General features: G+C 60.4%; 18 protein-coding genes. 1 reads left to right on the forward strand and 17 read right to left on the reverse strand.

What is annotated here, in order from left to right; all coding sequences use genetic code 11:
- Positions 1-24: 24 nt before the first annotated feature.
- The 13 genes from DMP06_RS07320 to DMP06_RS07375 form a co-directional block, all read right to left on the reverse strand.
- Positions 25-1,029, reverse strand: coding sequence for an MBL fold metallo-hydrolase (locus DMP06_RS07320; protein WP_123209090.1), 1,005 nt, complete (start codon positions 1,027-1,029; stop codon positions 25-27).
- A 98-nt stretch (positions 1,030-1,127) separates the two neighbouring features.
- Positions 1,128-1,694: a hypothetical protein gene (locus DMP06_RS07325; RefSeq protein ID WP_123209091.1), complete on the reverse strand. Its 567-nt coding sequence runs from the start codon at positions 1,692-1,694 to the stop codon at positions 1,128-1,130.
- A gap of 14 nt (positions 1,695-1,708) precedes the next feature.
- The gene (locus tag DMP06_RS07330; protein ID WP_123209092.1) at positions 1,709-2,188 is read right to left on the reverse strand and encodes a DEAD/DEAH box helicase family protein; all 480 of its coding nucleotides are present in this window, start codon (positions 2,186-2,188) and stop codon (positions 1,709-1,711) included.
- Positions 2,164-2,955: a hypothetical protein gene (locus tag DMP06_RS07335; RefSeq protein WP_123209093.1), complete on the reverse strand. Its 792-nt coding sequence runs from the start codon at positions 2,953-2,955 to the stop codon at positions 2,164-2,166. Before DMP06_RS07335 ends, DMP06_RS07330 begins: the two co-directional genes overlap by 25 nt.
- Before the next feature lie 73 nt (positions 2,956-3,028).
- Positions 3,029-4,372 carry a type IV secretory system conjugative DNA transfer family protein gene (locus DMP06_RS07340; protein ID WP_161957860.1) on the reverse strand — a complete coding sequence of 448 codons (1,344 nt, stop codon included), beginning with the start codon at positions 4,370-4,372 and terminating at the stop codon, positions 3,029-3,031.
- A 7-nt stretch (positions 4,373-4,379) separates the two neighbouring features.
- Positions 4,380-5,675 (reverse strand): hypothetical protein, encoded by a 1,296-nt coding sequence (locus DMP06_RS11425; protein WP_161957861.1) that lies wholly within the window; start codon positions 5,673-5,675, stop codon positions 4,380-4,382.
- 1 nt (position 5,676) lies between these two features.
- Positions 5,677-5,979 (reverse strand): hypothetical protein, encoded by a 303-nt coding sequence (locus DMP06_RS07345; RefSeq protein ID WP_123209095.1) that lies wholly within the window; start codon positions 5,977-5,979, stop codon positions 5,677-5,679.
- Between the two features lie 323 nt (positions 5,980-6,302).
- Entirely contained in the window at positions 6,303-7,823 is a 1,521-nt protein-coding gene (locus tag DMP06_RS07350; protein ID WP_123209096.1) for an MFS transporter, read from the reverse strand.
- A 206-nt stretch (positions 7,824-8,029) separates the two neighbouring features.
- Positions 8,030-8,923, reverse strand: a complete 894-nt coding sequence (locus DMP06_RS07355) for a MaoC/PaaZ C-terminal domain-containing protein (protein ID WP_123209097.1) — start codon at positions 8,921-8,923, stop codon at positions 8,030-8,032.
- Positions 8,924-9,125: 202 nt separating this feature from the next.
- Entirely contained in the window at positions 9,126-10,727 is a 1,602-nt protein-coding gene (gene caiC, locus DMP06_RS07360; protein ID WP_123209098.1) for a crotonobetaine/carnitine-CoA ligase, read from the reverse strand.
- A gap of 105 nt (positions 10,728-10,832) precedes the next feature.
- Positions 10,833-12,053 (reverse strand): L-carnitine CoA-transferase, encoded by a 1,221-nt coding sequence (gene caiB, locus DMP06_RS07365; protein WP_123209099.1) that lies wholly within the window; start codon positions 12,051-12,053, stop codon positions 10,833-10,835.
- A gap of 138 nt (positions 12,054-12,191) precedes the next feature.
- A complete protein-coding gene (gene caiA, locus DMP06_RS07370; protein WP_123209100.1) occupies positions 12,192-13,343 on the reverse strand; it encodes a crotonobetainyl-CoA dehydrogenase in 1,152 nt (383 codons plus the stop codon).
- Between the two features lie 299 nt (positions 13,344-13,642).
- Positions 13,643-14,926, reverse strand: a complete 1,284-nt coding sequence (locus DMP06_RS07375; RefSeq protein WP_123209101.1) for an MFS transporter — start codon at positions 14,924-14,926, stop codon at positions 13,643-13,645.
- 576 nt (positions 14,927-15,502) lie between these two features.
- On the opposite strand from DMP06_RS07375, the gene DMP06_RS07380 reads away from it, so the two are divergent.
- The gene (locus DMP06_RS07380; protein WP_123209102.1) at positions 15,503-16,972 is read left to right on the forward strand and encodes a helix-turn-helix domain-containing protein; all 1,470 of its coding nucleotides are present in this window, start codon (positions 15,503-15,505) and stop codon (positions 16,970-16,972) included.
- Positions 16,973-18,008: 1,036 nt separating this feature from the next.
- Here the strand turns inward: DMP06_RS07380 and DMP06_RS07385 are convergent.
- The 4 genes from DMP06_RS07385 to fixA all read right to left on the reverse strand — a co-directional run bounded on the left by DMP06_RS07385 (position 18,009) and on the right by fixA (position 21,443).
- Positions 18,009-18,308, reverse strand: coding sequence for a ferredoxin family protein (locus tag DMP06_RS07385; protein ID WP_123209103.1), 300 nt, complete (start codon positions 18,306-18,308; stop codon positions 18,009-18,011).
- On the reverse strand, positions 18,305-19,597 hold the full coding sequence (locus tag DMP06_RS07390) for an FAD-dependent oxidoreductase (protein ID WP_123209104.1): 1,293 nt from the start codon (positions 19,595-19,597) through the stop codon (positions 18,305-18,307). Before DMP06_RS07390 ends, DMP06_RS07385 begins: the two co-directional genes overlap by 4 nt.
- A gap of 176 nt (positions 19,598-19,773) precedes the next feature.
- The gene (locus DMP06_RS07395) at positions 19,774-20,664 is read right to left on the reverse strand and encodes an electron transfer flavoprotein subunit alpha/FixB family protein (protein WP_123209105.1); all 891 of its coding nucleotides are present in this window, start codon (positions 20,662-20,664) and stop codon (positions 19,774-19,776) included.
- Between the two features lie 20 nt (positions 20,665-20,684).
- Positions 20,685-21,443 carry a putative electron transfer flavoprotein FixA gene (gene fixA, locus DMP06_RS07400; RefSeq protein ID WP_123209106.1) on the reverse strand — a complete coding sequence of 253 codons (759 nt, stop codon included), beginning with the start codon at positions 21,441-21,443 and terminating at the stop codon, positions 20,685-20,687.
- Positions 21,444-21,858: the final 415 nt, after the last annotated feature.

Genomic DNA, 21,858 nt, shown 5'->3' on the forward strand with positions numbered 1-21,858 from the left:
GCGCCCCTTCCGCCTCAGGGCGAATCAAAGGGCGCGATGGCGATACACCTTGGTATTGTCGTCGAACGTGCGCTCGATGCGGCCTTGTGCCATAAGGTGCTGAATGCTCACAAAGCATTCGAGCATGGCGTAGTAGCGCTGCATGGGAGAGAACGCCCGCCATGCCTCCATGGTGCGGTGAAGCGAGAGACGAGCCGCCGTCTCCCCCGTGCAATAGGGGACTCCCCTTACGGCTTCGAGCACCCGCTCGAGCTTATGCTCTTTCTTCTCGATGATTTGATCGACGCGCTCGCCCAGCGGGTGGTACGAGGCTCCTCCATGCCCCAGAAGCACGCACCGAAGCGGCAGGCTGCGCAGACGTTCAAGCGTTTCGATGAACATGGCGTAGGCGTCGAGCTTGCCCGGCAAGGGGTCGATCGAAGGCGTAGTGGTGTAAAGCACCGCGTCGCCGCCAAACAGAATGCCTCGATTGGGCTCATAGAGGCACAGATGGTCAGCCGTATGCCCTGGCGTGGCGATCACACGAAACGAGGCGTCGCCCACCGAGAGCGCGTCCCCCTCCTTCACATAGCGCACGTCGAACAGGCTCTGGTCAATGAAAGCCGTCTCGGCGTTGCAAGCCCTGTAGGCCCGAGCATCATCCTCGGTGGCGCCGTTTGCGAGCATGCGCCTGAAGAATAGCTCCTGGGAGCGCTCCGTCTCTTCGGGCGTGCGCGCCTTGACGCCTATAGCGGAAGCGTAGACGCGTGCTCCTGCAGGCAAAAGATGTGGAGCCATCTCGGCATGGTCGAAATGCATGTGCGTCAAAAACACCTTGCTCGCCTTGACGTCCACACCCAGCTCGTCTGTGGCGCCTACGAACAAATCGCGCGCCTCGGGGCTATAGGCGCCCGTATCAACGATCAGGCTCTCGGAACCCGATTTGACGATATAGCAGTTTGATGAGCCCTTTTTCAGATTGGAGAACGGCAGCCTGACACGATAGATTTCAGGAACGTCCCATACTCGCTTATACAACCCTTTCGCCACTGCACGCTCTCTTTCTTGGACTGTCTAGCCTCGTTTCCCCCTATCATACCAATGTCTTCGCCGGTTATGGCACGCATCGCGCCCGTGCTCGAACAACGCTACCGAATGATTCGGTAGATACAATACGCAACCAGGGCGAGAGGCCCCAATGTGGAAACGAGCCCGATAATCGCATCCCCTATCGCATAGCGCGCACTCCACAGAACCGCAGCCAGCACGGCAACGATCAGGACCGTGCGCAGAAAGCGCGCAACCGCCCCGTTGGAAAAGAACAGCCACGGAATAACGCGCAGTGCCGAAGCCGTGCCACGAGCCGTGCGGTGGCGGCTCCGGCTGTCGAGCAGGTCGCGAACACGGCTCCTCAAGCCTCTGCCTTGCTGAGCGCCGGAATTACGTGCTCCGACGCTCGCCGGCGCATCGACGCGCTCGGGAACGGCGATGCTCTGCTGGCCGGAAAACGATGCGAAGAAGTCCATCCCTCCGCCCGAGGCCTCCGACGCACCGAGAGGCGAACTGACCGCCCTCGTCTGCAGTCTTCCATCTGGAGCGACGTTGCTTGCATCCCGTTGCTGGACGAGCGCACCCCCTTGTGCATCGGTAAAGCTATTCGGCTGGCGTTCGAAATCGCGGAGAAGCGATTCGTAGTAGCTGGTGCCGTGCGACATGATGCCTCCTCCTTCTACAGTGCCACGCGATTGAAAAGAACCGGCTGCCCGTGCGCGCTGCCGCATAAGACCGCGCCGTCGCGTAGATCCATGAGCTCCTCCACGGTCACGTTGCGCTCCTGCGTCTCGCGCTGCGTGTTTCCCATCCCGTGCGACGAAAACAAGCCGAAGGGCTGGCGATAGCTGTTCGATTGCCTATCGGTCACGATGCGCCTGTACGTGCCGAATGCCTGCGAGAAGGGCTCCGCCTGCTGGGCGCTCGCGCACCTGAACACCATCACATCGGCATGTTGGGCGATAAGCGCGCCCACCTCCGCATCGTCGCGTGCCACATGCAGCACATCCGGCGCCGTCACGCCCGTGATGTAGCCCGCCGATTCATGCGGTGCCGTAATGAGGCGCCGCAGGTCATCCGCCCCCTCAAGCGACACGTCGCTCACCATGAGCAAAAACGGGCAACCCTCTTCGATCAGCGTGCGCAGCTCTTGATACAAACAGCGAAATACCGTTTTGTTCGGCGTGGGCACCGTGACAGAGGCAATGCAGCCGTTGCGAACGGCGAGGCAACGCTTGCACAGGTATGCCGCGCGAAGCCGCGCCGCGTCCAGAGGTAGGCGCCCATCTCGGAGGCGAACGTGCGCACCGCTGCGTAGGCGCGCTGCTGCGCATCCTCTTGGGAAAGGGCCGTTCTGACTTCCAAGGCGTCCCGGTCAGGCATATGGCTTATCACGTCCGATTCCAGCCTGCTCGGAGACATCTCGGTCAAATCGAGAAGAAGATCGAGGTTGAACGGATACGCGCCGAACGGTTCCGGATGCATCCTGAATTGCACCAGCATGATGCGCAGATAGGCCGAAAGATAATTTCGCAGCAGATGCGCTTCGGCGGACGGAACGTCATCTGCCACCAGCATATCGAGCGCGGCGGAGACGGAGACCCCGTACAAGGGGTCGTAGTAGTGCTCGAAAGAGCCGGCGGGGTTCATGCTGTAGGTGCGAAAAGCAAGGCCGCTGCCCGCGTTGCCGCCAAGCCCATCACGTAGGGAGCCCACGTCCGACGCAAGCTGCGGATCGTTCTGCAGCACAACGACGCCCATGCGCCCGCACGAACGACGAATGCCCTGCAGAGCAACGCGCCTACGCTGATCGGCCGTCCCGCAAAATGCCGCGAAGCTGGACGGTGCGCCGGCTTGAGGCAGCGCATCGCTAAGGCGCAGCTCGCGCCGTTGTGTGACCAACCTCGCAAAATTAACGTGCGCCATGCGCCTCTTCCTCCTTCATTCCCCCAGGCTCGCCTCGCTAAGGCCGCAAGGCTGCTTTTTCTTCGGCCGGGCGTTATGCATCGCGGTCCTTCATGAATCGAAACCTGAACGGCGCCGCCTGTGAAGCCAAGCCCACCACGGCCTCGCCTACGCCAAGGTTCATCAGGCCCCACTGCTCCACCGTGCGTCCCTCACGCTCGCGGTCGAACTGCCTGTTGCCTACGTTTTGGTAGCGATAGGATTCCACGTTGGGCCCAAAAAGATCGGACACATACGCCCTCGATGCGGCATCGTTCATGCGAAACGCGAACACCGATCCGAAGCCCGACAAAATGTTGTGCCCCACGTGCTCGCCGTATGCCGCATTGATCTGGCCCACGCTCTGCAGGCCCGCCACCACGCTCACGCGTTTGCTGCGCCCATAGTTGAGCGCATCCTCCAAGTGCATCAACTGCGGCACCAGCCTGAGCTCGTCCAGAAAGATGTGCGTCCTGCCCGACGCCTCAAGCGTTGTGCCCAAGGCCTCCTTGAGCGCCAGATCGATCAGGACCCTGTACACCGGCGCAAGCGTCTCGCCGATCGAAAGGTCGTACAGAACGAAGATACGCCTGCCGCCCTTCTCGCGAACGGCGCGACGCATGGACACATACCGCTGCCCCGGCTTGGCGCGGGCGGCGAAATTGCCCTGGAAGCATTCGTACAGCAGGCTTCGCAGCTCGCCCATCACGCCGAGCGCCTGGTTGGAGGTGCCATCGCCCACATACGAGCGCAGCCCTTTGAAATCGGCGTAGCGCTCCAGATATCCCATCAGCTTGGCCACATCGTTCTGTAGAAGAAAGTTGGCCAAACCCGCGTTGTTGCACGCGTCTTTCCACGCGGCAGGCCCGTCTGCGCTGCGGCGCACGAAATAAATGATGGCGGCGGCGAAGATATCGCGGGCCGCTTTCGCGAAGAACGGCTGCATCTTTGATCCGCGGTCGCGAAAATACACCGCGGCGATCTCGCGCGCATTCGCCTCGACATCCACAGGATCGTTCCCATCGGCGGTCACCTCCAGGAAGAGATTCCAGATATCGCTTTGGCCGCGATGGGCGCGGTCGTTGGCGATAACGTAGTCGCCCTCTCGGTAAAACCCCGGGTGAGCAAGATAATCGCCCTTCGTGTCGAAGATGAGTGACACGCCGTCCTCGCCGCCCCGCCAAAGGGCGGTTTGGGCAACCACATGATTGAGCACGTTGGTCTTGCCGCTGCCGGCGCCTCCCAGCATCAGAATATTCTTGAAGACCGTGGGGTCGTCCACGGCGAACGCGGGCCCGCCATCCGAACTCTCGAACACGTAACGAGGCTTGTGCGGAGAACGCACGTATGCGCAGTTCTCGAGAGAATACCCAAAGAGGGTGTCTTTTCCGGTAATCATGCTCACCTCACATGTCCTGTCCGCCGCTGTCCTGGCCGCCGCCGTCTTGGCCGCCACCCTGACCGCCGCCGCTATCGTTTCCCCCGTCGCGGTCGTTGCCGCCGCCTGAAGACCCTCCAGGGTCGCCGTCGTCGTTAGAGGCGCCGGCATCCTCTCCCCCGCCGTCAAACGAGGGCGCATCGCCCATGCCGAGCGATGTGCTGCCCAGCCCGTCTTCCGCACCCTGCGCTGCGCCGCCGTATGCCGCGCCGCCAAAGGAAGCACCTGGCGTTCCGCCCTCCTGTTCCGCGCTACTAAGAGAAACGCCTGTCGACTCGCCGTCCTGCGTTGCGCCGTCAACGGCACCGCCCACCGTCTCGTTGCCCCGAGCCGTGCCTACTTGCGCCAGGGTGCCAGAGCGTTCGCCGAGCGCGGAGCTGAGTCCATCGTCCGCCTCCGCCCCATGGGAACCGCCTCTCGCAGTGCCCGCCTCCAAGGCCTCGGCTTTCAACGCATCCTGCTGCAGTCGATGCTCCCCCTCGACACGATCCGCCTCATTCTGTGCCTCCACCAGCTGCCTATCCTGCCTATCGAGCAACTCGCCGAGCGCCTTGTAGCTTTCGGAGGGATTCTGCAGCGTCAAGCCGTATTCGCGGTGCTGGATCAGCGCCTCCAGCGTCACATCGATATTCTCGTCGCCGTAGTTGCGGGCGGCTGCCTCAAGGCTCGCCTCATACGATGCCGCCTTCACGGCCGCCACGTAATCGGCCGCATTCTGGTCCTGCTTGCCTTCGGCCGCCTGAACGGCTGCTATGGCGCGCAGCGTGTTTTCCTGGCCCGCTTGAAACGCCTCTTTCTCGCAGGGCTGAATGCGGTAGATATCGTAATCCGATTCGGGGTCAAAATACGTGCCTGGCATCTGCCCGCGGCTCTCTTGGATACCGTGGGTTCCTTCGTGGAACACGGTCTCCAGCGTCTGCCAGTTGGACGCGCGCACGTCCACGGGCACAAGAACCGTGGCGCCGTTCTCGTCCACGTCCTCGGTCAAGAACACGCCGTCGCGCACTACGCCCTCGTTGAGGCAGATCGAATGGTTGTTCTGATAGCCGAACGTTGCGCCCGTCATGGGTTCGGCGCGCACGGTGCACGGCTCGCAGTTGTGAGCCGCCGCATAACGGTTCTCCACCTCCTGACAAGCGTCGAGCTTCTCTGAAAAAGAGAGCTTGCCCCACTGATCGGTAGAGAACAGGCCCAAAAGCTGGGTATCGCCCAGCTCTGCGTAACGCGTCGCCAGAGCGCTTCGATGGGCCACGTAGGTGCCCATGCTAGCGCCTCAGGATAAGCGCGCGCCCGGAAGCCTCGTCCTTCACGTAGGCATCCATCAGCACGAGCGCGTCAAGATAGCTCCTGCCGCGCGCCATGCGCTGAATCTGAATGACGGAAAACTCCCCATAGCGGAAGTTGGGCGTGGCGCCCGTGTCGATGTGCGCGCGCAGAAGCCCGAGCAGACGCTCATCAAGCGTCTTTGCACACGCGCGGGCATGCTCCTGCACAGCCTCCGTCGTCCAACCGGGATGCGCCTGCGCTATGAGCCTCGCAATTTCTTCGGGATGTACTTGCGGCGGCATCTCTTCCTTCTTCCTCGCCCTGCCTTAGGGCAATCGCCTCGATCGCCTGCGCCGGCCGCACAGGAAGCGGCCGAACCGTTCTGCAATCAAGTATAGGAAGAAGGCCCGTTCAAGCCAGCAACGCCGCGTTTTGCGAAAAACGAGGGCGCTTCGATGCACCCTTTAAGAATCCGTCTCCAACATACGCGGAGCGGAAAAGAATAGGGGCGTTTACACGCAAAAAAGCCGCCCATACAGGGCGGCCGCAATGCACGATATCTCTGTCGCACATAATATGGCGACGGCGGCATCCCCCTCCCGAATGCCGCCGCTCACCTGCGCGATTAATGCCGCTTCTGACGAACGGCAGGAACGCCTTCGATGGCGCTCGTCTCGGCAAGCGATTTGCCGCGCGTCTCAGGCGCCATGAAGTACGACATCACAAAGCCGACGATGACAAGACCCGCAGCGATCAGCATCGTGGCTCCCACGCCAAAATCGGCAAGGATGATCGGGGTGCCGTAGGTAGAGATAATCGTACCGATACGGCTGAATCCTATAGCGATGCCCACAGCCGTGGCGCGCACCTCGGTGGGGAACAGCTCGTTGGGATAGAGCCACTGCAGAATGCCAGGGCCTCCGCTGAAGAACGCATACAGCCCGAACGCCAGAATGACCACGACAACAGGCGCGGTAGGCCACACGCCGAGCACAACCAGGCCGATGGCCATCATGAACAAGCTTACAAGCACGAGCTTGCGGCGTCCCATGGAGTTGAGCCAGAACATGGCGGGAATGGTACCCACCAGGAAGAACAGGCTCAGCGCGCCCTCGCCCAGAATGGATTCATGACCGGCGCCCAAACCGAACGCATTCATGATCTGCGGTCCAAAGGTGTAGATGGCATACATCGGCACCACCTGGCACAGAATGAAGAATCCCAGGAAAATCATGCGCTTGAAGTAGCCGGACTCGAACACCTTCTTGAGCGACGTCTTCTGTTCCACATCGGCAGGCTCGAGCTCGACATCGTCGCCGAACACTTTGCGCACGACCTCCTCGGCCTCCTGCGTGCGACCTTTCTGGGCAAGCCACAGGGGCGATTCGGGAATGTCGTGTCGACCGATGAGCAGAATGACGCACGGAATAACAGCGCTGCCGAGCATCCACTTCCAGCCGTCGGGCACGCTGTAGAGGAAGTAGCCCACGATAACGGCAACGGTGGCACCCAGGTACCACGCAGCCGAAACCATGCCCATGGAAACCGAACGATGCTTCTTGGGCGTGAACTCTGCGATGAGCGAGGTGGCAATCGGATAGTCAGCGCCCACGAACACGCCGATAAAGAAGCGAGCTGCAACGAGCTCCCACGCGGTGCTTGCGAATACGCTGAGGATCGAGAACAAGGCGATGGCGAGGATATCGATGACGAACATCTTTTTACGACCGATGATGTCGGTAAGATATCCGCCCAGAATGGTGCCAACAAGGATGCCCAGCATGACCGACGCGCCGATGGCGGCGCTTTCCACAGAGCTCAAGTTGAACATCGGCGTAATCTGCGTCAGCGCCACGCCGATAAGCGAGAGCACGTAGCCGTCCAAGAACGAACCGCCGCTCGAAAAGAACGAGATCTTACGCAAAAACGGCGTCATCTGCACGTCGTCGATGGTCTTCTTCGCCGCCTTCTTCGTGCGCTCCGGAATGTGCTTGAACGCATCCGCCAAGCCTTCGGGAGAAAAACGATCGCGCGCTTTCTTGTACGAATGGGTCGACCGCACGTCCGGGCCAAGGTCAGGAAGGCGTTGCTCCTGCTGCTCGGGAGGGCTGGTCACGGTGGTGTTCTTCTTCACGTCGTTACTCATGGCGCGAACCTCCTTTTACGATTGCGCAAAGCCCAACGGCCTGCGCCGCCTCGTTTCAAGGCGCCTTATTGAGTCTGTGATGGATAAACCGAGCGGCCGCGAGCAAGCAGCCTATTTATCCATCATAAACCCAATCTGGCGCGGAGGGAGCGTCCTCCCTCCGCCGTCAAGAAAGCGTTACCCGCCCCTTTAACCATGCCAGAGCATTACTCCCACTCAACCAGGCAGGAATTCAGGAACGGTTTGGGCGTGCGCTCGTCCGCCGCCACAGCAGCATCGAAGGCCTCGGCGTCCACCACACGGAAACGAGCCTCCGTATCGGAAATCTTCCACACCTGGGTGCGAAGCTTCGTGCCGGGCAGCACCGGAGAGGTGAAGCGGCACTTGAAGCGGCGCAGACGCTCGGGCTCGCCCGGGAACAGAAGCTTGATCACATGGCGCATCGCGATGCCCGCCGTGCACACGCCGTGGTTGATGGGGCGCGCCAGACCGGTCTGCTCGGTGTAGGACCAATCGATGTGCTGCTGATGCCAGTCGCCCATCATGCGATAGATCAACGGCCAGTTGTAGCCCACGACCTCCTCGTAGACCATATCGGGCTCGCGGTCGGGATACTCCACCACGTCTTTCGGGGGCTGCTCGCCGCCGAAACCTCCGTCGTAGATGCAGCAATCGTACGTCTCAACGGTGCACAGGTGCGTTCCGTCGGAGCTGTAGGACTTGCCCACCTGCTTGGAGAGCGACCCGCGGCCTTCGCCTCGATCCCAGATAGCCTCCTGGGTCACATAGGTCTCAATGTGGTCGTTCATCTTGAACGGAGCGTGGAAGTACACATCGATGCCATAGTGCAGCGAACCGGAATAGTCGAAGCCGTAGTCGAGGGTGGTGGTCATTTCCTCGTTCACGGTCAGCGGCACGCCGAAGATAGGCAGAACCTTGAGCTCGGGGTTTTTCGCGTCATGCTCGTTGACATACTCAAGGTCGACCTTGCCGTCCCAGCCGCAACCGCAGCCCAGCGCGCAGATCTCGAGATCCTTGAACGTATAGTCGCGCACGAAAGGCCCGAAGGTCTTCCCTACGATCTCAGTGCTGATTGCCATTAGGCTCCCTCCTCTTTTCAGCTTTATTAAATCTCGCAGGTGGAAACGATGTCAGCGAGCGGGCGTCCGGTATCCCAGATTGACCCGCCTTGGGGCCAAGCGGCCTTTTGTGCCGCGCCGAGCCCCAAACAAGGGCCAAGATGGGGTGCCCGACGCCCGCGCAGCGTCGAGCTACGCGCCGTTCGGAAGAACGGCGCAATCATTAACGCAACAGCTTCTTGGCGATTTTGCCCACGCTGGTACGGGGCAGATCTGCAACAACTTCCCACATCGAGGGGATCTTGAACCCGGCAAGACGGCTGCGGCAGAACGCGGTCACCTCGTCGGTATCCACGCTGCATCCCGGCTCGGGAATCAGAAACGCCTTGACCGCCTGGTCGCGCACCGGATCGGGCACGCCGATGACGGCGGCCTCGGCGACGGCGGGATGCTCCATGAGCACGCCTTCCACCTCGGATGCCGAGATGTTCTCGCCCGAGCGCTTGATCATGTTGGACTTGCGATCCACGAAATAGAACCAGCCCTGCGCGTCGCGATAACCCTTATCGCCCGAGCTCAGCCAACCGTCCTCGGAGATGGTCTTGGCCGTGATGCCAGGCTCCTCGTAGTAGCCCTTCATGATGCTCACGCCGGGAATGCCGCGCACCACGATCTCGCCCGCCTCGCCCGGCACTACGGGCACGCCGGCGTCGTCGACGATTTCGACCTCGTAGCCCAAGCCCGCACGTCCGATGGAGGGCCAGTGGCGCTCGCCGTACGGCAGATCGGTCAAAACCCAGCACACCGACTCGGTGGAGCCGTAGCAGTTCATGAGGCGAATGCCGAAACGCTCCTCAAAGGCGTCCTTCTCCTCCTCGGTGATGGCGAGATAGTACTGTGCGGAATGCACGTGATGGTCGAGCTCGCCCTCATCGTGGGGCTGCAGCATCATCGTGCGCACCAGCATGGCCGTCAGCTGAAGCGACGTGGCGCGGTATTCGCGCACCTGCTTCCAGAAGCGGCGCGCCGAGTACTTCTCGATGAACACGAGCGTCGCGCCCGCGGTCAGAACCGGCATGAGAGCGGCCAGATGGAAGTTGGAATGGAACGCCGGCATCGTGGTGAGCAGGCGATCTTCCGGCGTGAGCATGCACTGCCAATCGGTGTAGTAGCCGCCGAACAGCATGTTCGCATGCGTGAGCTCCACGCCTTTCGGGCACGACGTGGTGCCCGAGGTGAAGATGATCATCGCGGTATCCAGCTCGGAAAGCTCGCATGGAGCCTCCAGGACGTCGGAGCACTTGGCGACCTCGGCGTCGAAATCCACCGAATGACCGAACAGCGGCTCGCCCGCATGGTGGTGCGAAACCAGCAGATGCTTGATGGGATAGACGCGCTCGACCGGCGCGGGCACAGGGTTGCGCCACTCGATTTCCGAAGGAACGCCCTCCACATAGAAAGGCTGACAGTCCGGCTCGGCAACTACGATGTCGATATGGCACTTCTCGTAGACGAAGGCGCACTCCTCAACCATGTTCGCCATGTTGATGGGCACAGCCACGGCGCCGATCTTCGCAAGCGCCATAGCAGCCGACACGCATTCCGGCGAATTATAGAGCTGGAGAGCGACGTTATCGCCCTTCTTCACGCCCAGAGAAAGAAAGTAATTGGCAGTGCGGTTGATGAAGCGGTCGAACTCGGCGTAGGTGAATACCTGCTTCTGCCCCGCCTTGCTCTGATACTCCATGAAAACGTGGTCGCCACGCTCGACACGCAGCCGCTCCCAAAGGCTGCGCAGGTCGTCGTTACCTACGATGGTACTCATTGCAGTCCGTTTCCGTCGTATGGCCCCTTAAAGATGGAGCCCGCACGAGGCGGGCTCCACATCGTCCCTCACGATGCGCGAGCGCGCATCAGAATCAGGCGTCGATTAGTTCTCGCCGACAGCGATGGCGCCTTCGGCAACCAGCTCGTCGATCTTCTCCTTGGAGTAACCCAGCTTGGTGAGCACGTCCACGGTGTCGCCGCCCTTGGCGGGCATGGGACGCCAGATCTTGCCGGGGGTCTGCTCGAAGCGAGGCATCGGGGACAGGCCCTTGAAGGTCTCGCCGTCTTTGGTCTCCCACTCGACGAAGTTGCCGCGGGCGGCCATATGGGGATCCTTCACCATGTCCTCGAACTCCAGGACGCTCTGAGCGGCGATGGCATGCTCGGCGAGGATGTCCTCGAGCTCAAGCTTGGTGCGCTCAAGCAGCCAAGCCTCGAGACGCTTCTCGAACTCCTTGGCGATGGGCATGGACAGCCACAGGGAAGCGGTGTCCTCGGGCAGGTCGGGGGTACCCCACTGATCGCCCAGGCCCAGCTCCTCGATAATCCACTTGTTCTGGCGGATGCCGAACAGGTTCAGAGCGATGAAACCGTCCTTGCACTTGTACACGCCGATGCCGCACAGGTTCTGGTTGCGGGCGCCAGCGCGACCCCAGTTGATGCCGTCGTTGAGGTAGTCGACCAGGTAGTACTGGCTCATGTACATGATGCCCTCATACATTGCCCAGTCGATGCTCTCGCCCTCGCCGGTGCGCTCAGCCTTGCGCAGGGCGGCCAGAGAAGCGCCGATCAGCAGGTAGGAGTTGATGTAGTCACCGGAGTAAGGCATGGTGATCATCGGCTGCTCGGGGGTGCCGTTCTGGCAGGTGAAGCCAGCGTAGGGGCCCACGGTGCCGTCGTAAGCGGGACGCTTGACGCGGTCGGGATCGCCGAACTTACCAAAGCCGGAGCAGTGGACGATGACCAGCTTGGGGTTAACGGCCCACATATCCTCGTCGGTGAAGCCCTTGCGGTCCCAGGTGCCGCCCTTGGAGGACTCGAAGAAGATGTCGGTGTCCTTCAGCATGTCAAGCAGGACCTGCTTGCCGCCGGGGGTGAACTGGTTCAGCTGGACGGAACGGCAGTTACGACGCTCGGCCTGAGCAGCGTTCTTGGCGTCGCGCACGGTGTCGCCATAGCCGGTGTTCTCGAGCCAGGTGACGTCGGCACCCCAGTCAGCCATGATGTTGCAGGCGCGGGGAATTGCCTCTTCCATAGCGGCGAAGACGATCTTCACGTCGTCAAGCACACCAAAATGCGGCTTCTCGGTAGGAATTGCAGCCATTGGACTTCTCCTCACACTCAAAGAATTAGAAACTGCTTGAGTCATCTTTCGAGGGATGGCTCGCCTGCGAGGGCCCGCAATGCTGCGGGCGCCCGCAGGAGGTGAAGCGGGCGGCGAGAGTGGCCGCCCGGATTCAACTTACTGGCGGTAGGGCTTGATGGCCATCTTGGAACCGGTGAGAATCATCATCTCGTCGGTGCCGCCGGAGATGCGGTCGACGCGCAGGTCGCGCCAGATGCGGTTGATGCGGTGCTCGGAAGCAACGGAGATGCCGCCGAGGATCTGCATGGCGTCGTCAACAACCTCGAAGGAAGCGTTGGCGCAGTAGTACTTGCAGCGAGCGGCCTGACCGGCGTCGACGTCGCCACCCAGGTTGACGTCGGCGTTCCAAGCGGCCTCGTACAGCATATTGCGCATGGCGTCGAGCTTGATCTTCATGTTGCAGAACTTCAGAGAGTTCAGCTGGAAGCGAGCGATCGGCTTGCCGAAAGCAACGCGGGTCCAAGCATGCTTAGCGGCATCCTCGAAAGCGGAGATAGCGGTGCCGTAGTCGCAGGCGCCCACGAGCCAGCGCTCGAAGTTGAAGTCGGAAACGCCGCGGTTGAAGCCGTTGCCCTCTTTGCCGAAGAAGTCCTTCTCCTCCATCTCAACGTCGTTGAGGTAGACCTCGCAGCAGGAGTCCATGCGCAGGCCCAGCTTGGTCAGAGGCGACAGGGAAACGCCCGGCTTGGACATATCGACGAAGAACTCGGAGATGGTGTCCGGATTGTCGGCGTCGCGGCACATGATGATCAGGTACTTCACGCCCTTGGAGGAGGTGATGAAGGTCTTGGTGCCGTTCAGGTAGATCTTGCCGTCGCGACGCTGATAGGTGGTCTGCAGGCCAGACACGTCGGAGCCGGCGCCGGGCTCGGTGCAGGCGGAGTTGACTACCTGCTCGCCGGTACCAAGGTACTTCAGGCAGGCTTCGATCTGCTCCTCGGTGCCCTCACGGACGATGGTGTTGTAACCGGTCAGCAGATACAGGACATAGGTGGGGGCGCCATACTGGCCGAGCACCTCGTAGATGGCCATCAGCGTGGTGATGGGCTCCTCGAGGCCCAAGCCGCCATGCTCCTCGTCGAGCATGATGCGGTCGAAGCCGAGCTCGCACAGACCCTTGGTCCAGCGCAGCGGGTACTCGTGCTTCTCGTCGCACTCATGGAAGTAAGTCTCCCAGTTCTCGGACTCCATGTAGTCGCGATAGGAATCCACGATCAGCTGCTGCTCGTCGGACAGTTTGAAATCCATGTCAACCTCCTGTAGTTTCGGATTTCACCTTCCGGTCCTCCGCCTTGCGGCTTCGGGCCGAATTACCAAAGACGTACGCCATATCAGGCGGGCGTATGCGCCTCATGAGCGGTGCCCGGGAGGGCTGGGTGGACAAAGGAGGCTTCCAACTGCGTACCGCTCATGAGAAGCATGCGTTAATCATGCGTCTCATAGGTCTTGTCAAGGGGTTTCACGGGGCGGGCAGGCTTTTGCCGTCCGCCCCCTTGTATCTGGAGAGTTCCCGACGGTCACTTCGTCGGCGGGGGGTGGATTACGCGTTAGTTCTGAGCGTTCGCAGCAGCGTTCTTCTTAACGGCACGCAGGCACAGCAGCAGCATGACCACACCGAAGACTGCGAAGGCGATCTCGATGGCGAAGATCATGTTGTAGGCAGCGGTACCCTGAGCGTCGATGATGGAGCCATACCAGGTGTGGATGAACACGTCGGGGATGTAACCAACAACGGACAGGATGCCAGCGGCGGTACCGAAGATACGCATCGGGATGCCCAGCTCGGACAGCGGCGAGGAGCCGATGGAGAAGGCGCCGTAGGTGAAGAAGCCGAACACGACGACCAGAGCCAGAGCAACCATGCCCAGACCGGGATCCTGAGGCAGCATGATGAACACGCCCAGGCACACGATCGCGAAGATGAAGCAGCCGAGGATGGTCTTGGTGGACTTGATGCGAGCAGCCACAACACCCAGGATGGGGCCAGCGAGCAGGCCGATACCATAGGTACGGATGAGGCCGGCGACGTTCACGAGGTTGGGGTCAACGCCCATGGCGGTCATGTACGGGGTGGTGTAGGTAGCGCCCTGGTACACGCAGTACACGGCGAAGTACGCGAGGCAGGCCCAGATAACGCCGGGGGTCCTGAGTGCCTCAGCGTAGTCGGCCATGTTGAAGAACTTCGTCCTGGTGGTGTCGATCTCGCCCTTGAAGTCGGGGATGAAGACGTAGGACAGCACAGCCATGACAGCAAGCACAACGCCGAGGAACACCAGAACCATGGTGACGCCGGTGGCAGGCACGGGGATGGCGGCAACGATAGCAGCGTTGATCAGGCCAACAACCAGACCGGCAACGCCGTAGATGGAGTAGCTCACGCCGATGCGAGCAGGATACTCGTCCTCTTCGCAGCACAGACGGATGACCTTGAAGCGGGTGCCCCACCAAATGAGAATGGAGGTAATGCCCATGCCGATGAACAGGATGTAGCACATGAACAGCGAGGGCAGCGTGGCATAGATGAAGGTCAGGATGGCGGTGCCGCCGAAGCCGATCCATGCCAGGGTGCGCATGCGGAACTTATCCGCGAAGATGCCGGAAGGCAGGTAGCAGATAACTGCCGCGATGCCGTAGCAAGACACCAGAGCGCCGAGGTCGGCGTTGGTGCAACCGAGACCCTGCATCAGGGGCTCGTAGAAAACGTTCTTCAGATACATCGGGGTGTAGATAACGGAAGAACCCATGGAAATGAGGACGATCAGGAACCACTTGTGGATACCGCTAATGTCCTTGTAGGTCACTTCGCCCTTGCTCTTAGCAAGAAAAGACATAATGTTTTCCCTTTCTCAAGTAAGGCCTGCGAAACCCTCTCACGCTTCGCAGGAATTAAGACGTCCCTTCTTGTCTATAGCCCTTGGAAGATCGTTCGCCTAAGGTAAGGTTCGCGCTCACGCGATTCATGTTCGCTTCGAGCATCCGAGGAATATAGGCGTTGAGGGAAATCGTCTTGCCGCCTTAAGACGGCTCGCGTTTCGGCCCCCTATGCCGACGTGCATCCGCCTCCTTTCACGGGTGAATGCCCCTTGCTTGTCGCTTGGCATGCCTCACACCTCGTTCGGCATGCTTCAGCGGTTCGCAAGACCAGATGTGGGCATTTTGTGCCGCGGAGACGAAAACGGGTATCGCTCGAACGCCATGAAATCGTCATTACCGGAATACTCGCTATCAGGTTTTTTGTGGCTACTCAATTTTTAGGGATGTACCTCACGTGGCGTTATCCTGTATCTTGAGTACGTAACAATTGCACGGAGGTTAAGTAATCACCCTTGGAAACACCGCGATTTGAAGTACTCTTTTATAGAGTTCGACGATAGATAGATAAGTAATCCATAGGAAGCGAGGATGCCTTGGAACAGAATTCAGGCTCTTCCGTCACCAGATTGACGGAAGAAACCAAGGAGCGTTTCGGATTGTACTATCTCGCCACGACGCTCTTGCTCGCGTGGTATTACAGTCTCTGGTTCACGCCCAACATCTTCGTGCATAGCAATTTACTGTCCGATAACGTCACGTTTTCGTGGCTTGCGACACTCGCCGCGTCGGGAATCGCGTTTCTGGTTCTGGCGAACCTCTTTAATAAGATAGATAAGCGGCTCTATCAGATGCCGTCGCTGATGATCGTCGCCGGCGTCGTTGCCGCAGGGGCCACAGCGTCTTACACGCTGTGGAGCAACGCTGTTTTAAACACTGTAGCGGCACTCGTGGTATTCCCTCTCCTCTTCGGCCTCTCCAACGCCATCATCTGGATCGGACTGGGCGAATATCACGCTCGCAAGAAGTCCTCGTTCTCCACCCATAAGTTCCTGGGCGTGTTCGGCATAGTAATGCTCGCCTCAATGCTCTTCACCACCATTGCGCCTCACATCGTGGCCGTAGCGTTTGTGACGCTGCTCCCCATCGCGAGCGTGGTTCTCTACCTTTATGAAAGCAAGGCGCTCGGCGCTACCCCGCTCCCCACGCTTCTCCCCACGGACACGCGCAAGAAGACGCTTAAACCCACGGTGATCATCTCTGTGACCATCTTCATTGGATGTGCGGCCTGCTACTACAACATCGCCATCATCCCGTCAGACATGCTGAGCCCGGGCAGCATCTGGCCCGACGGCATGTCGTACGTGATTGGCATTTCGTGCTCGGCCCTGGCCGCCGGCGTTATCGCCGTCTGCCAGGCGACCATCTCCAAGAGCATCGTCACCTACCGTTTCCTCCCCTGGCTGCTGGTGGTCACGGTGGCGGCGATTTCGCTCTTCGTTAACGGCGATCCCCTGCTGTACCCCTATTCATTTATTATCACGGTGGCAATCGCCGGCATCTTCGAGGTTATGCTAATCGGCTACTTCGGCACGCTTTCTGCTAAGGGCTTTGTGGCCACCGCCATGGCTTTCGGCATGTCCAGCGCCGTGGTGCGCCTGGGGTTCTTCTTCGGCGACAGCGTGGCCGTGTTCTACGAGCAGAACCCCGTGCTTCACGAGCAGCTTTCCACCGAGACGGCGATCGTCTTCCTGTGCCTGCTTGCCATCTGCCTCATTCCACTCATGCGTCAGGAAAGCGTGATTCTGCAGCTCACCACTGCCCCATCCAAGAATAACGAGGTCGAAGAGGTGTGCGACGCCGCCATCGCCGAGTTCGCGCTCTCTAGGCGCGAAGGCGAGATCCTCAAGCTGTTCGCGCGTGGCTATACCATCGATAGCATCTCTAAGAAGCTCGTCATATCGCCCTATACCACGCAGACCCACGTGCGTCATATCTACTCCAAGATGCACGTCCATAAGCGTTCGGAGCTTTTGGACTACATCAATATGCATCGCACTGAATAGCGACCCACTTCAGCCACCGCGCATGCCTACGGACCCTCCTGCGGCGTCTCCCTGGCATTGCGCCGCGAGCAGCCGCAGAAGCTTCGGATAGGCCCTCCCCTAACGACTTCTCTAGCATTTCGTCACAAACGGCCGCAAATGGCTTCAGGGTTATCACGCGTGCGAGCTCTCCCCCAGTGCCTCCCCAGTGCTTCCTTAGTGCTTCCCTAGTGCCTCACCTGGGGTACGCAAGACCGCAAGAACGCCCCATGAGATCGCCCCAGTCGCATGGACGCGCCCATTGTCCACGTTTAAATGTGCCTATATTGTGCGCAAACGCGGAGCTACAGAGCAAATCGTCGAATCGGCCTCCTTACCTCAAGGGCAAGAAGGCCGATTGGTTTGGAATACGCTATTGAATGGTCAAATTTGCTTCCAATGGGCAACTAAACCGTACGTTTTTCGGCAGGCTGGTCAAATTTGCCTCGTGTAAAAAGTCGCTCCGAAAACAAACGGCGATTTGCTGCAGTATGGACGTCGCTCTGCAACCGCGTAAAGGTCGCCCTCGCAAACAAAAGCCGATTTGCTGCAGTTTTCGAGGGGTGCCCCAAGTACACTGCCGTTGGGCTCTTCGTTTCCCCAGTTCACAGCGTCGCGCCGATTGGGCTACTCGAAGAGGCGTCCTAAAACTGCAGCAAATCGGCGTTTGTTTCGGAGCAACGTTTGCAATGCAACAAATCGCCGTTTGTTTAACCCGCGACCGCGCGCCGCCCATTGGAGGCGAATTTGACCGCGGCGGCGTACGCAAGCTGCCTGGCCGCCCATTGGAGGCAAATATGACCAGCCTAGTTTTTCATTCTCAACCCTTCACAAAGTAGGACGAGAACTGGGAGATGCATTCGGCCCTCAGCCGCGATCCATTATGGCTTAAACCGACCTCCGGATCGGTTCCACTGCGTTTGTCCGCCCTCCAGAGGCACGATTGACCCGACCCTGAAACTTTGCCAAAACATCAGGGAATAAAAAACGCCGCCCGAAAACGGGCGGCGCATAAATCTTAGCCGAAGCGGTACTCGATACCCATCGTGGGCTGCGGGTTCTCCCACTTCTTGATGATGGTGTCGCCACAGGCAACGCGGCACGTACCGCACTCGAGGCAACCAGCGTAGTCGAAAGACTTGCGGCCTTCCTCGTCACGCTTGTACAGCGCGGCCGGGCACACCATGATGAGCTTGTCGAACTCCTCGTCAGAGGGCTCGTCCACCAGCTCGATGTGAGCGTTGGACTCGTCAACCTCGTACTTGTTCAGCGACAGGTACTCGTCGACATTGACGGTGAATTTGATGTCACGACTCATAGGGCCTTCATTGCTCCCTTCACGTCCTTGAACAGGTTCATGAAGCCCATGCTCTTAACGATCGGCATCATGGTCTTCTTCATGGGGGGCACGGGGGTGCCGTCCACCACAAACATGCCGTTCATCATGTCGCGAATCATCTCCGGATAGCCGCAGAACATGCGATCGAAGTGCTCCATGAAGTTAGGCACGTTCTTGAACTGGCGCAGGTCTTTGAGAACGAAGGAGTTCTCCAGGGCGTCCACGTAGCACTGCAGACCGGCCTTGGAAGTGTCGCCAGCGTCAAGAGCCTTGGCGGCGGACTGACCCGCCATCTGGCCAGCAGCCACGGCATAGTCCATGCCGCGCACCGTGTAGCCGAGGTTCACGCACATGGTGGCGTTGTCGCCCGCGAGCAGAACGCCGTCGCCGATCAGGTCGGGCATCGTGGTGATGCCGCCCTCGGGAACCATGTGGCCAGAGTGCTCAACGAGCTTGGCGCCCTTGAGCACAGGGGCGATCTCGGGACGGTTCTTCAGGTCCTCGAGCATCTGATACACCGGCACGGTAGCCTTCTCGGCAGTAGCCTCGATACCGGCCACGATGCCGATGGAGATGGACTCCTTGTTGGTGTAGATGATGCCGCCACCGAAGGTGCCATGCGTGCAGTCGCCTGCGAACAGCCATGCAGCACCCTCGCCGGGATTGCACTGGAAGCGCTTGTCGATCTCCTCCTCGGAGAGCTCGAACACTTCCTTCACACCCACAGCCATCTGAGCCGCGGAGGGCTTGGGAGCGCCCACGGCCTGATCCGCGAGCAGAGAGTTAGCGCCGTCGCAGAGCACCACAACGTCAGCGGTGATCTCGTCCTCGCCGGCGAAAATGCCCACGACCTTGCCGGAATCGTCCTTCACGAGCTTTTCAACGGCGATGCCGTAGATGAACTCGGCGCCGGCGTCCTCGGCCTGCTCGGCCAGCCACTGGTCGAACGTGCCGCGAAGCACGGTGTAGGACTCCTTGCCGTCCTCCAGAAGCTTATCGGAGGCGAAGTCGATGGTGAAGTTGGAGTTGGGGGACATCAGCGAGATGCGCTCGTGCGAAACCTTGCGCTCGAACGGAATCTCGTCGAAGTTGTCGGGGAACACGGCACGCAGGCAGTGGCCGTAGATACGGCCGCCCGTCATGTTCTTCGCGCCGGCGTAGTTGCCGCGCTCGACGACGAGCACGGACTTGCCCGCTTTTGCGAGCTCGTACGCCGCCACAGAGCCGGCGCAGCCGGCACCCACGACGATTGCGTCGAAGTCAGCCATTGGCTTACATCCTTTCACAGGGGGTTAAGGCCCCGGAATGATTCCGGGCATGCCGCGAGGGGTATCGCTCGCTGCATTCTAGATTGAGGGCGCGCCCGAAGACGCGCCCTCACGTGCTTAATGACCAGCGTCCACCCTGCCCGCGCATGCGGGCGGTGCGGTGCGCAAACCGATGCTTACAGAGCGGCGGTCAGCGCAGGGAGAACGGTCTTGATGTCGCCAACCAGGCCGTAGTCGCACTGCTTGAAGATGGGGGCGTTCTTGTCCTTGTTGATGGCGAAGAGAGCACCCGCGCGGTTGCAGCCGACCATGTGCTGCATCTGGCCGGAGATACCGCAGGCCACATAGACCTTGGGGGACAGCATCAGACCGGACACGCCGATGTAGACCTCGGTGGGCAGCCAGTCAACGCCCTCGGTGAGAGGACGGGAGCAGCCGAGGCCAGCGCCCAGCTTCTCGCACAGGTCGTCGGCGAGCTTGAGCTCGTCCTTCTCGGCGAAGCCGCGGCCGGCGGCCACAACGACGTCAGCCTTGAACAGATCCACGCCGCTCTTCTCTATCGGCTTGGAGGAAACGAGCTTGACGGCCTTGGCGGGAGCAACCCAAGCGAGCTCCTCGGTGGCATTGGCGCCAGAAGCCTCAGCCTCGGCGAAAACGCCAGCGCCCACGGTGTAGAAGGCAACGGAGCCAGCAGCCTTCTGCTGCTTCTGGCCCACGCCACCGAAGTACATGTTGGTGGCAACGTCGCCATCGAAGGCGATGACATCGGTGATCACGGAAGCACCGGCATGGGCGGCCAGCTTGCCGGCCACAACCTTGACGTGCTTGGTGGGCTCGGCGAACACAGCGCCGGGCTGCTCGGCGTCGAAGGCGGCAATCACGGTGTCGGCGGCGTCGTCGAACACAGCGCCCTCGGGCAGAGCCACATGCAGAACCTTATCGGCGCAAGCGGCAGGAACCTCCATGTCGCCCACGGCGACGAGCACTACCTCGTCGGCCACGGTGCGGGCGCCGGCGCAGAGCTCGCGGGCGGCGTCGGAACGTTCAGCGAGAACGAAAGCTTTCATCTCTTAATCCGTCCTTTCCCTTACAGCGCGGCCTTGATGGCGGCGGCGAACTTCTCGATGGCGCCATCCTCGGAGGCGTCCATGATCTCGAGCTTGCGGTCAGCCTGCTCGGGGGCCTTGCAGTCGACGACCTCGATGGCGTTGGCATAGGAGCCCTCAGCGCCAGCAACGTTCATCGGCTTCTTGCCGGCAGCCAGGATGTCCTTCATGCCGGGAATGCGGGGCAGCGCGATGTCGGGAGTAACGGACACGACGGCGGGCAGAGGCACCTCGACGGTCTCGATGACATCCTCGAGGGTGCGCTCGACGGTCACAAAGCCGTCGCCGGCCTCGATCTTGGTGGCACCGTTGACAACGGGCAGACCCAGCTTGGCGGCCAGCTGCACGTCAACCTGCTGCGCGTAGTTGTCGGCAGAGCCGTCGCCGCACAGGATCAGGTCGTACTCGCCCACCTTGGCGATCAGCTCGGCCAGAGCGCCGGCGGTCGCATGGGCGTCAAGGCCGTCGCAGGAATCGTCGGCGGTCATGTAGAGCTCGTCGACGCCGCGGGCCAGAACGTTCTTCTTCATCTTGGAGTCGTCGATCTTGGAACCACCCACGGTGACGCCCACGACGCTGGAGCCCTCGTTAGCAGCGGCCAGCTGAGCGGCGGCCTCCATGGCGTTCAGGTCGTAGGTCGAGACGATCGGCTTAGCCTTGGAGTAGTCCAGGCTGCGGTCACCGGACACCTGGATGTCCTGATCGTCAGGAACGACCTTGAAAGAAACAACGATTTTCATCTTGTGCCTTTCCCTTCTCGGTAGCGTTTCTTCTCTTCTGCCTCTCGCGTTGCATATCGGAGTCCGTCTGTGCGAAGACCTCGGACGCAACGGGTTTGCCTCTTATCCGCTGCGCATCATTCGAGGCATTTCGCACTTCGCCTCCGATGCGGACGGACAGATTATAGCGTAAAAATCGAAGTGTTACGTTGAGATTGACACGTAACACCGCTGCGAAACGTCCTGCATATACAGCACCACCACACCTGGAAGCCTCGCGATTTTACTCGCATTGAACCAGGTCAACGAAAATACTCGTTTTTTTGTGATACAAGAACCGCGATTTCGCAGCAAAAAAGTGAGCAACTCGGAGCCTTCGAGCGGCGAATGGTGCACCCGGTTGCCTCGCGAGCCCAAGCCTACCGATCCGCGGCTT

The sequence above is a fragment of the Slackia equolifaciens genome (genome assembly GCF_003725995.1).
GTDB classification, from domain to species: domain Bacteria; phylum Actinomycetota; class Coriobacteriia; order Coriobacteriales; family Eggerthellaceae; genus Slackia; species Slackia equolifaciens.

Coding starts and splice junctions, on each gene's coding strand:
- DMP06_RS07325 (WP_123209091.1), bottom strand. CDS start 1,694: ATGTCGCACGGCACCAGCTACTACGAATCGCTTCTCCGCGATTTCGAA.
- DMP06_RS07335 (WP_123209093.1), bottom strand. CDS start 2,955: ATGGCGCACGTTAATTTTGCGAGGTTGGTCACACAACGGCGCGAGCTG.
- DMP06_RS07340 (WP_161957860.1), bottom strand. CDS start 4,372: ATGATTACCGGAAAAGACACCCTCTTTGGGTATTCTCTCGAGAACTGC.
- DMP06_RS11425 (WP_161957861.1), bottom strand. CDS start 5,675: ATGGGCACCTACGTGGCCCATCGAAGCGCTCTGGCGACGCGTTACGCA.
- DMP06_RS07345 (WP_123209095.1), bottom strand. CDS start 5,979: ATGCCGCCGCAAGTACATCCCGAAGAAATTGCGAGGCTCATAGCGCAG.
- DMP06_RS07350 (WP_123209096.1), bottom strand. CDS start 7,823: ATGAGTAACGACGTGAAGAAGAACACCACCGTGACCAGCCCTCCCGAG.
- DMP06_RS07355 (WP_123209097.1), bottom strand. CDS start 8,923: ATGGCAATCAGCACTGAGATCGTAGGGAAGACCTTCGGGCCTTTCGTG.
- caiC (WP_123209098.1), bottom strand. CDS start 10,727: ATGAGTACCATCGTAGGTAACGACGACCTGCGCAGCCTTTGGGAGCGG.
- caiB (WP_123209099.1), bottom strand. CDS start 12,053: ATGGCTGCAATTCCTACCGAGAAGCCGCATTTTGGTGTGCTTGACGAC.
- caiA (WP_123209100.1), bottom strand. CDS start 13,343: ATGGATTTCAAACTGTCCGACGAGCAGCAGCTGATCGTGGATTCCTAT.
- DMP06_RS07375 (WP_123209101.1), bottom strand. CDS start 14,926: ATGTCTTTTCTTGCTAAGAGCAAGGGCGAAGTGACCTACAAGGACATT.
- DMP06_RS07385 (WP_123209103.1), bottom strand. CDS start 18,308: ATGAGTCGTGACATCAAATTCACCGTCAATGTCGACGAGTACCTGTCG.
- DMP06_RS07390 (WP_123209104.1), bottom strand. CDS start 19,597: ATGGCTGACTTCGACGCAATCGTCGTGGGTGCCGGCTGCGCCGGCTCT.
- DMP06_RS07395 (WP_123209105.1), bottom strand. CDS start 20,664: ATGAAAGCTTTCGTTCTCGCTGAACGTTCCGACGCCGCCCGCGAGCTC.
- fixA (WP_123209106.1), bottom strand. CDS start 21,443: ATGAAAATCGTTGTTTCTTTCAAGGTCGTTCCTGACGATCAGGACATC.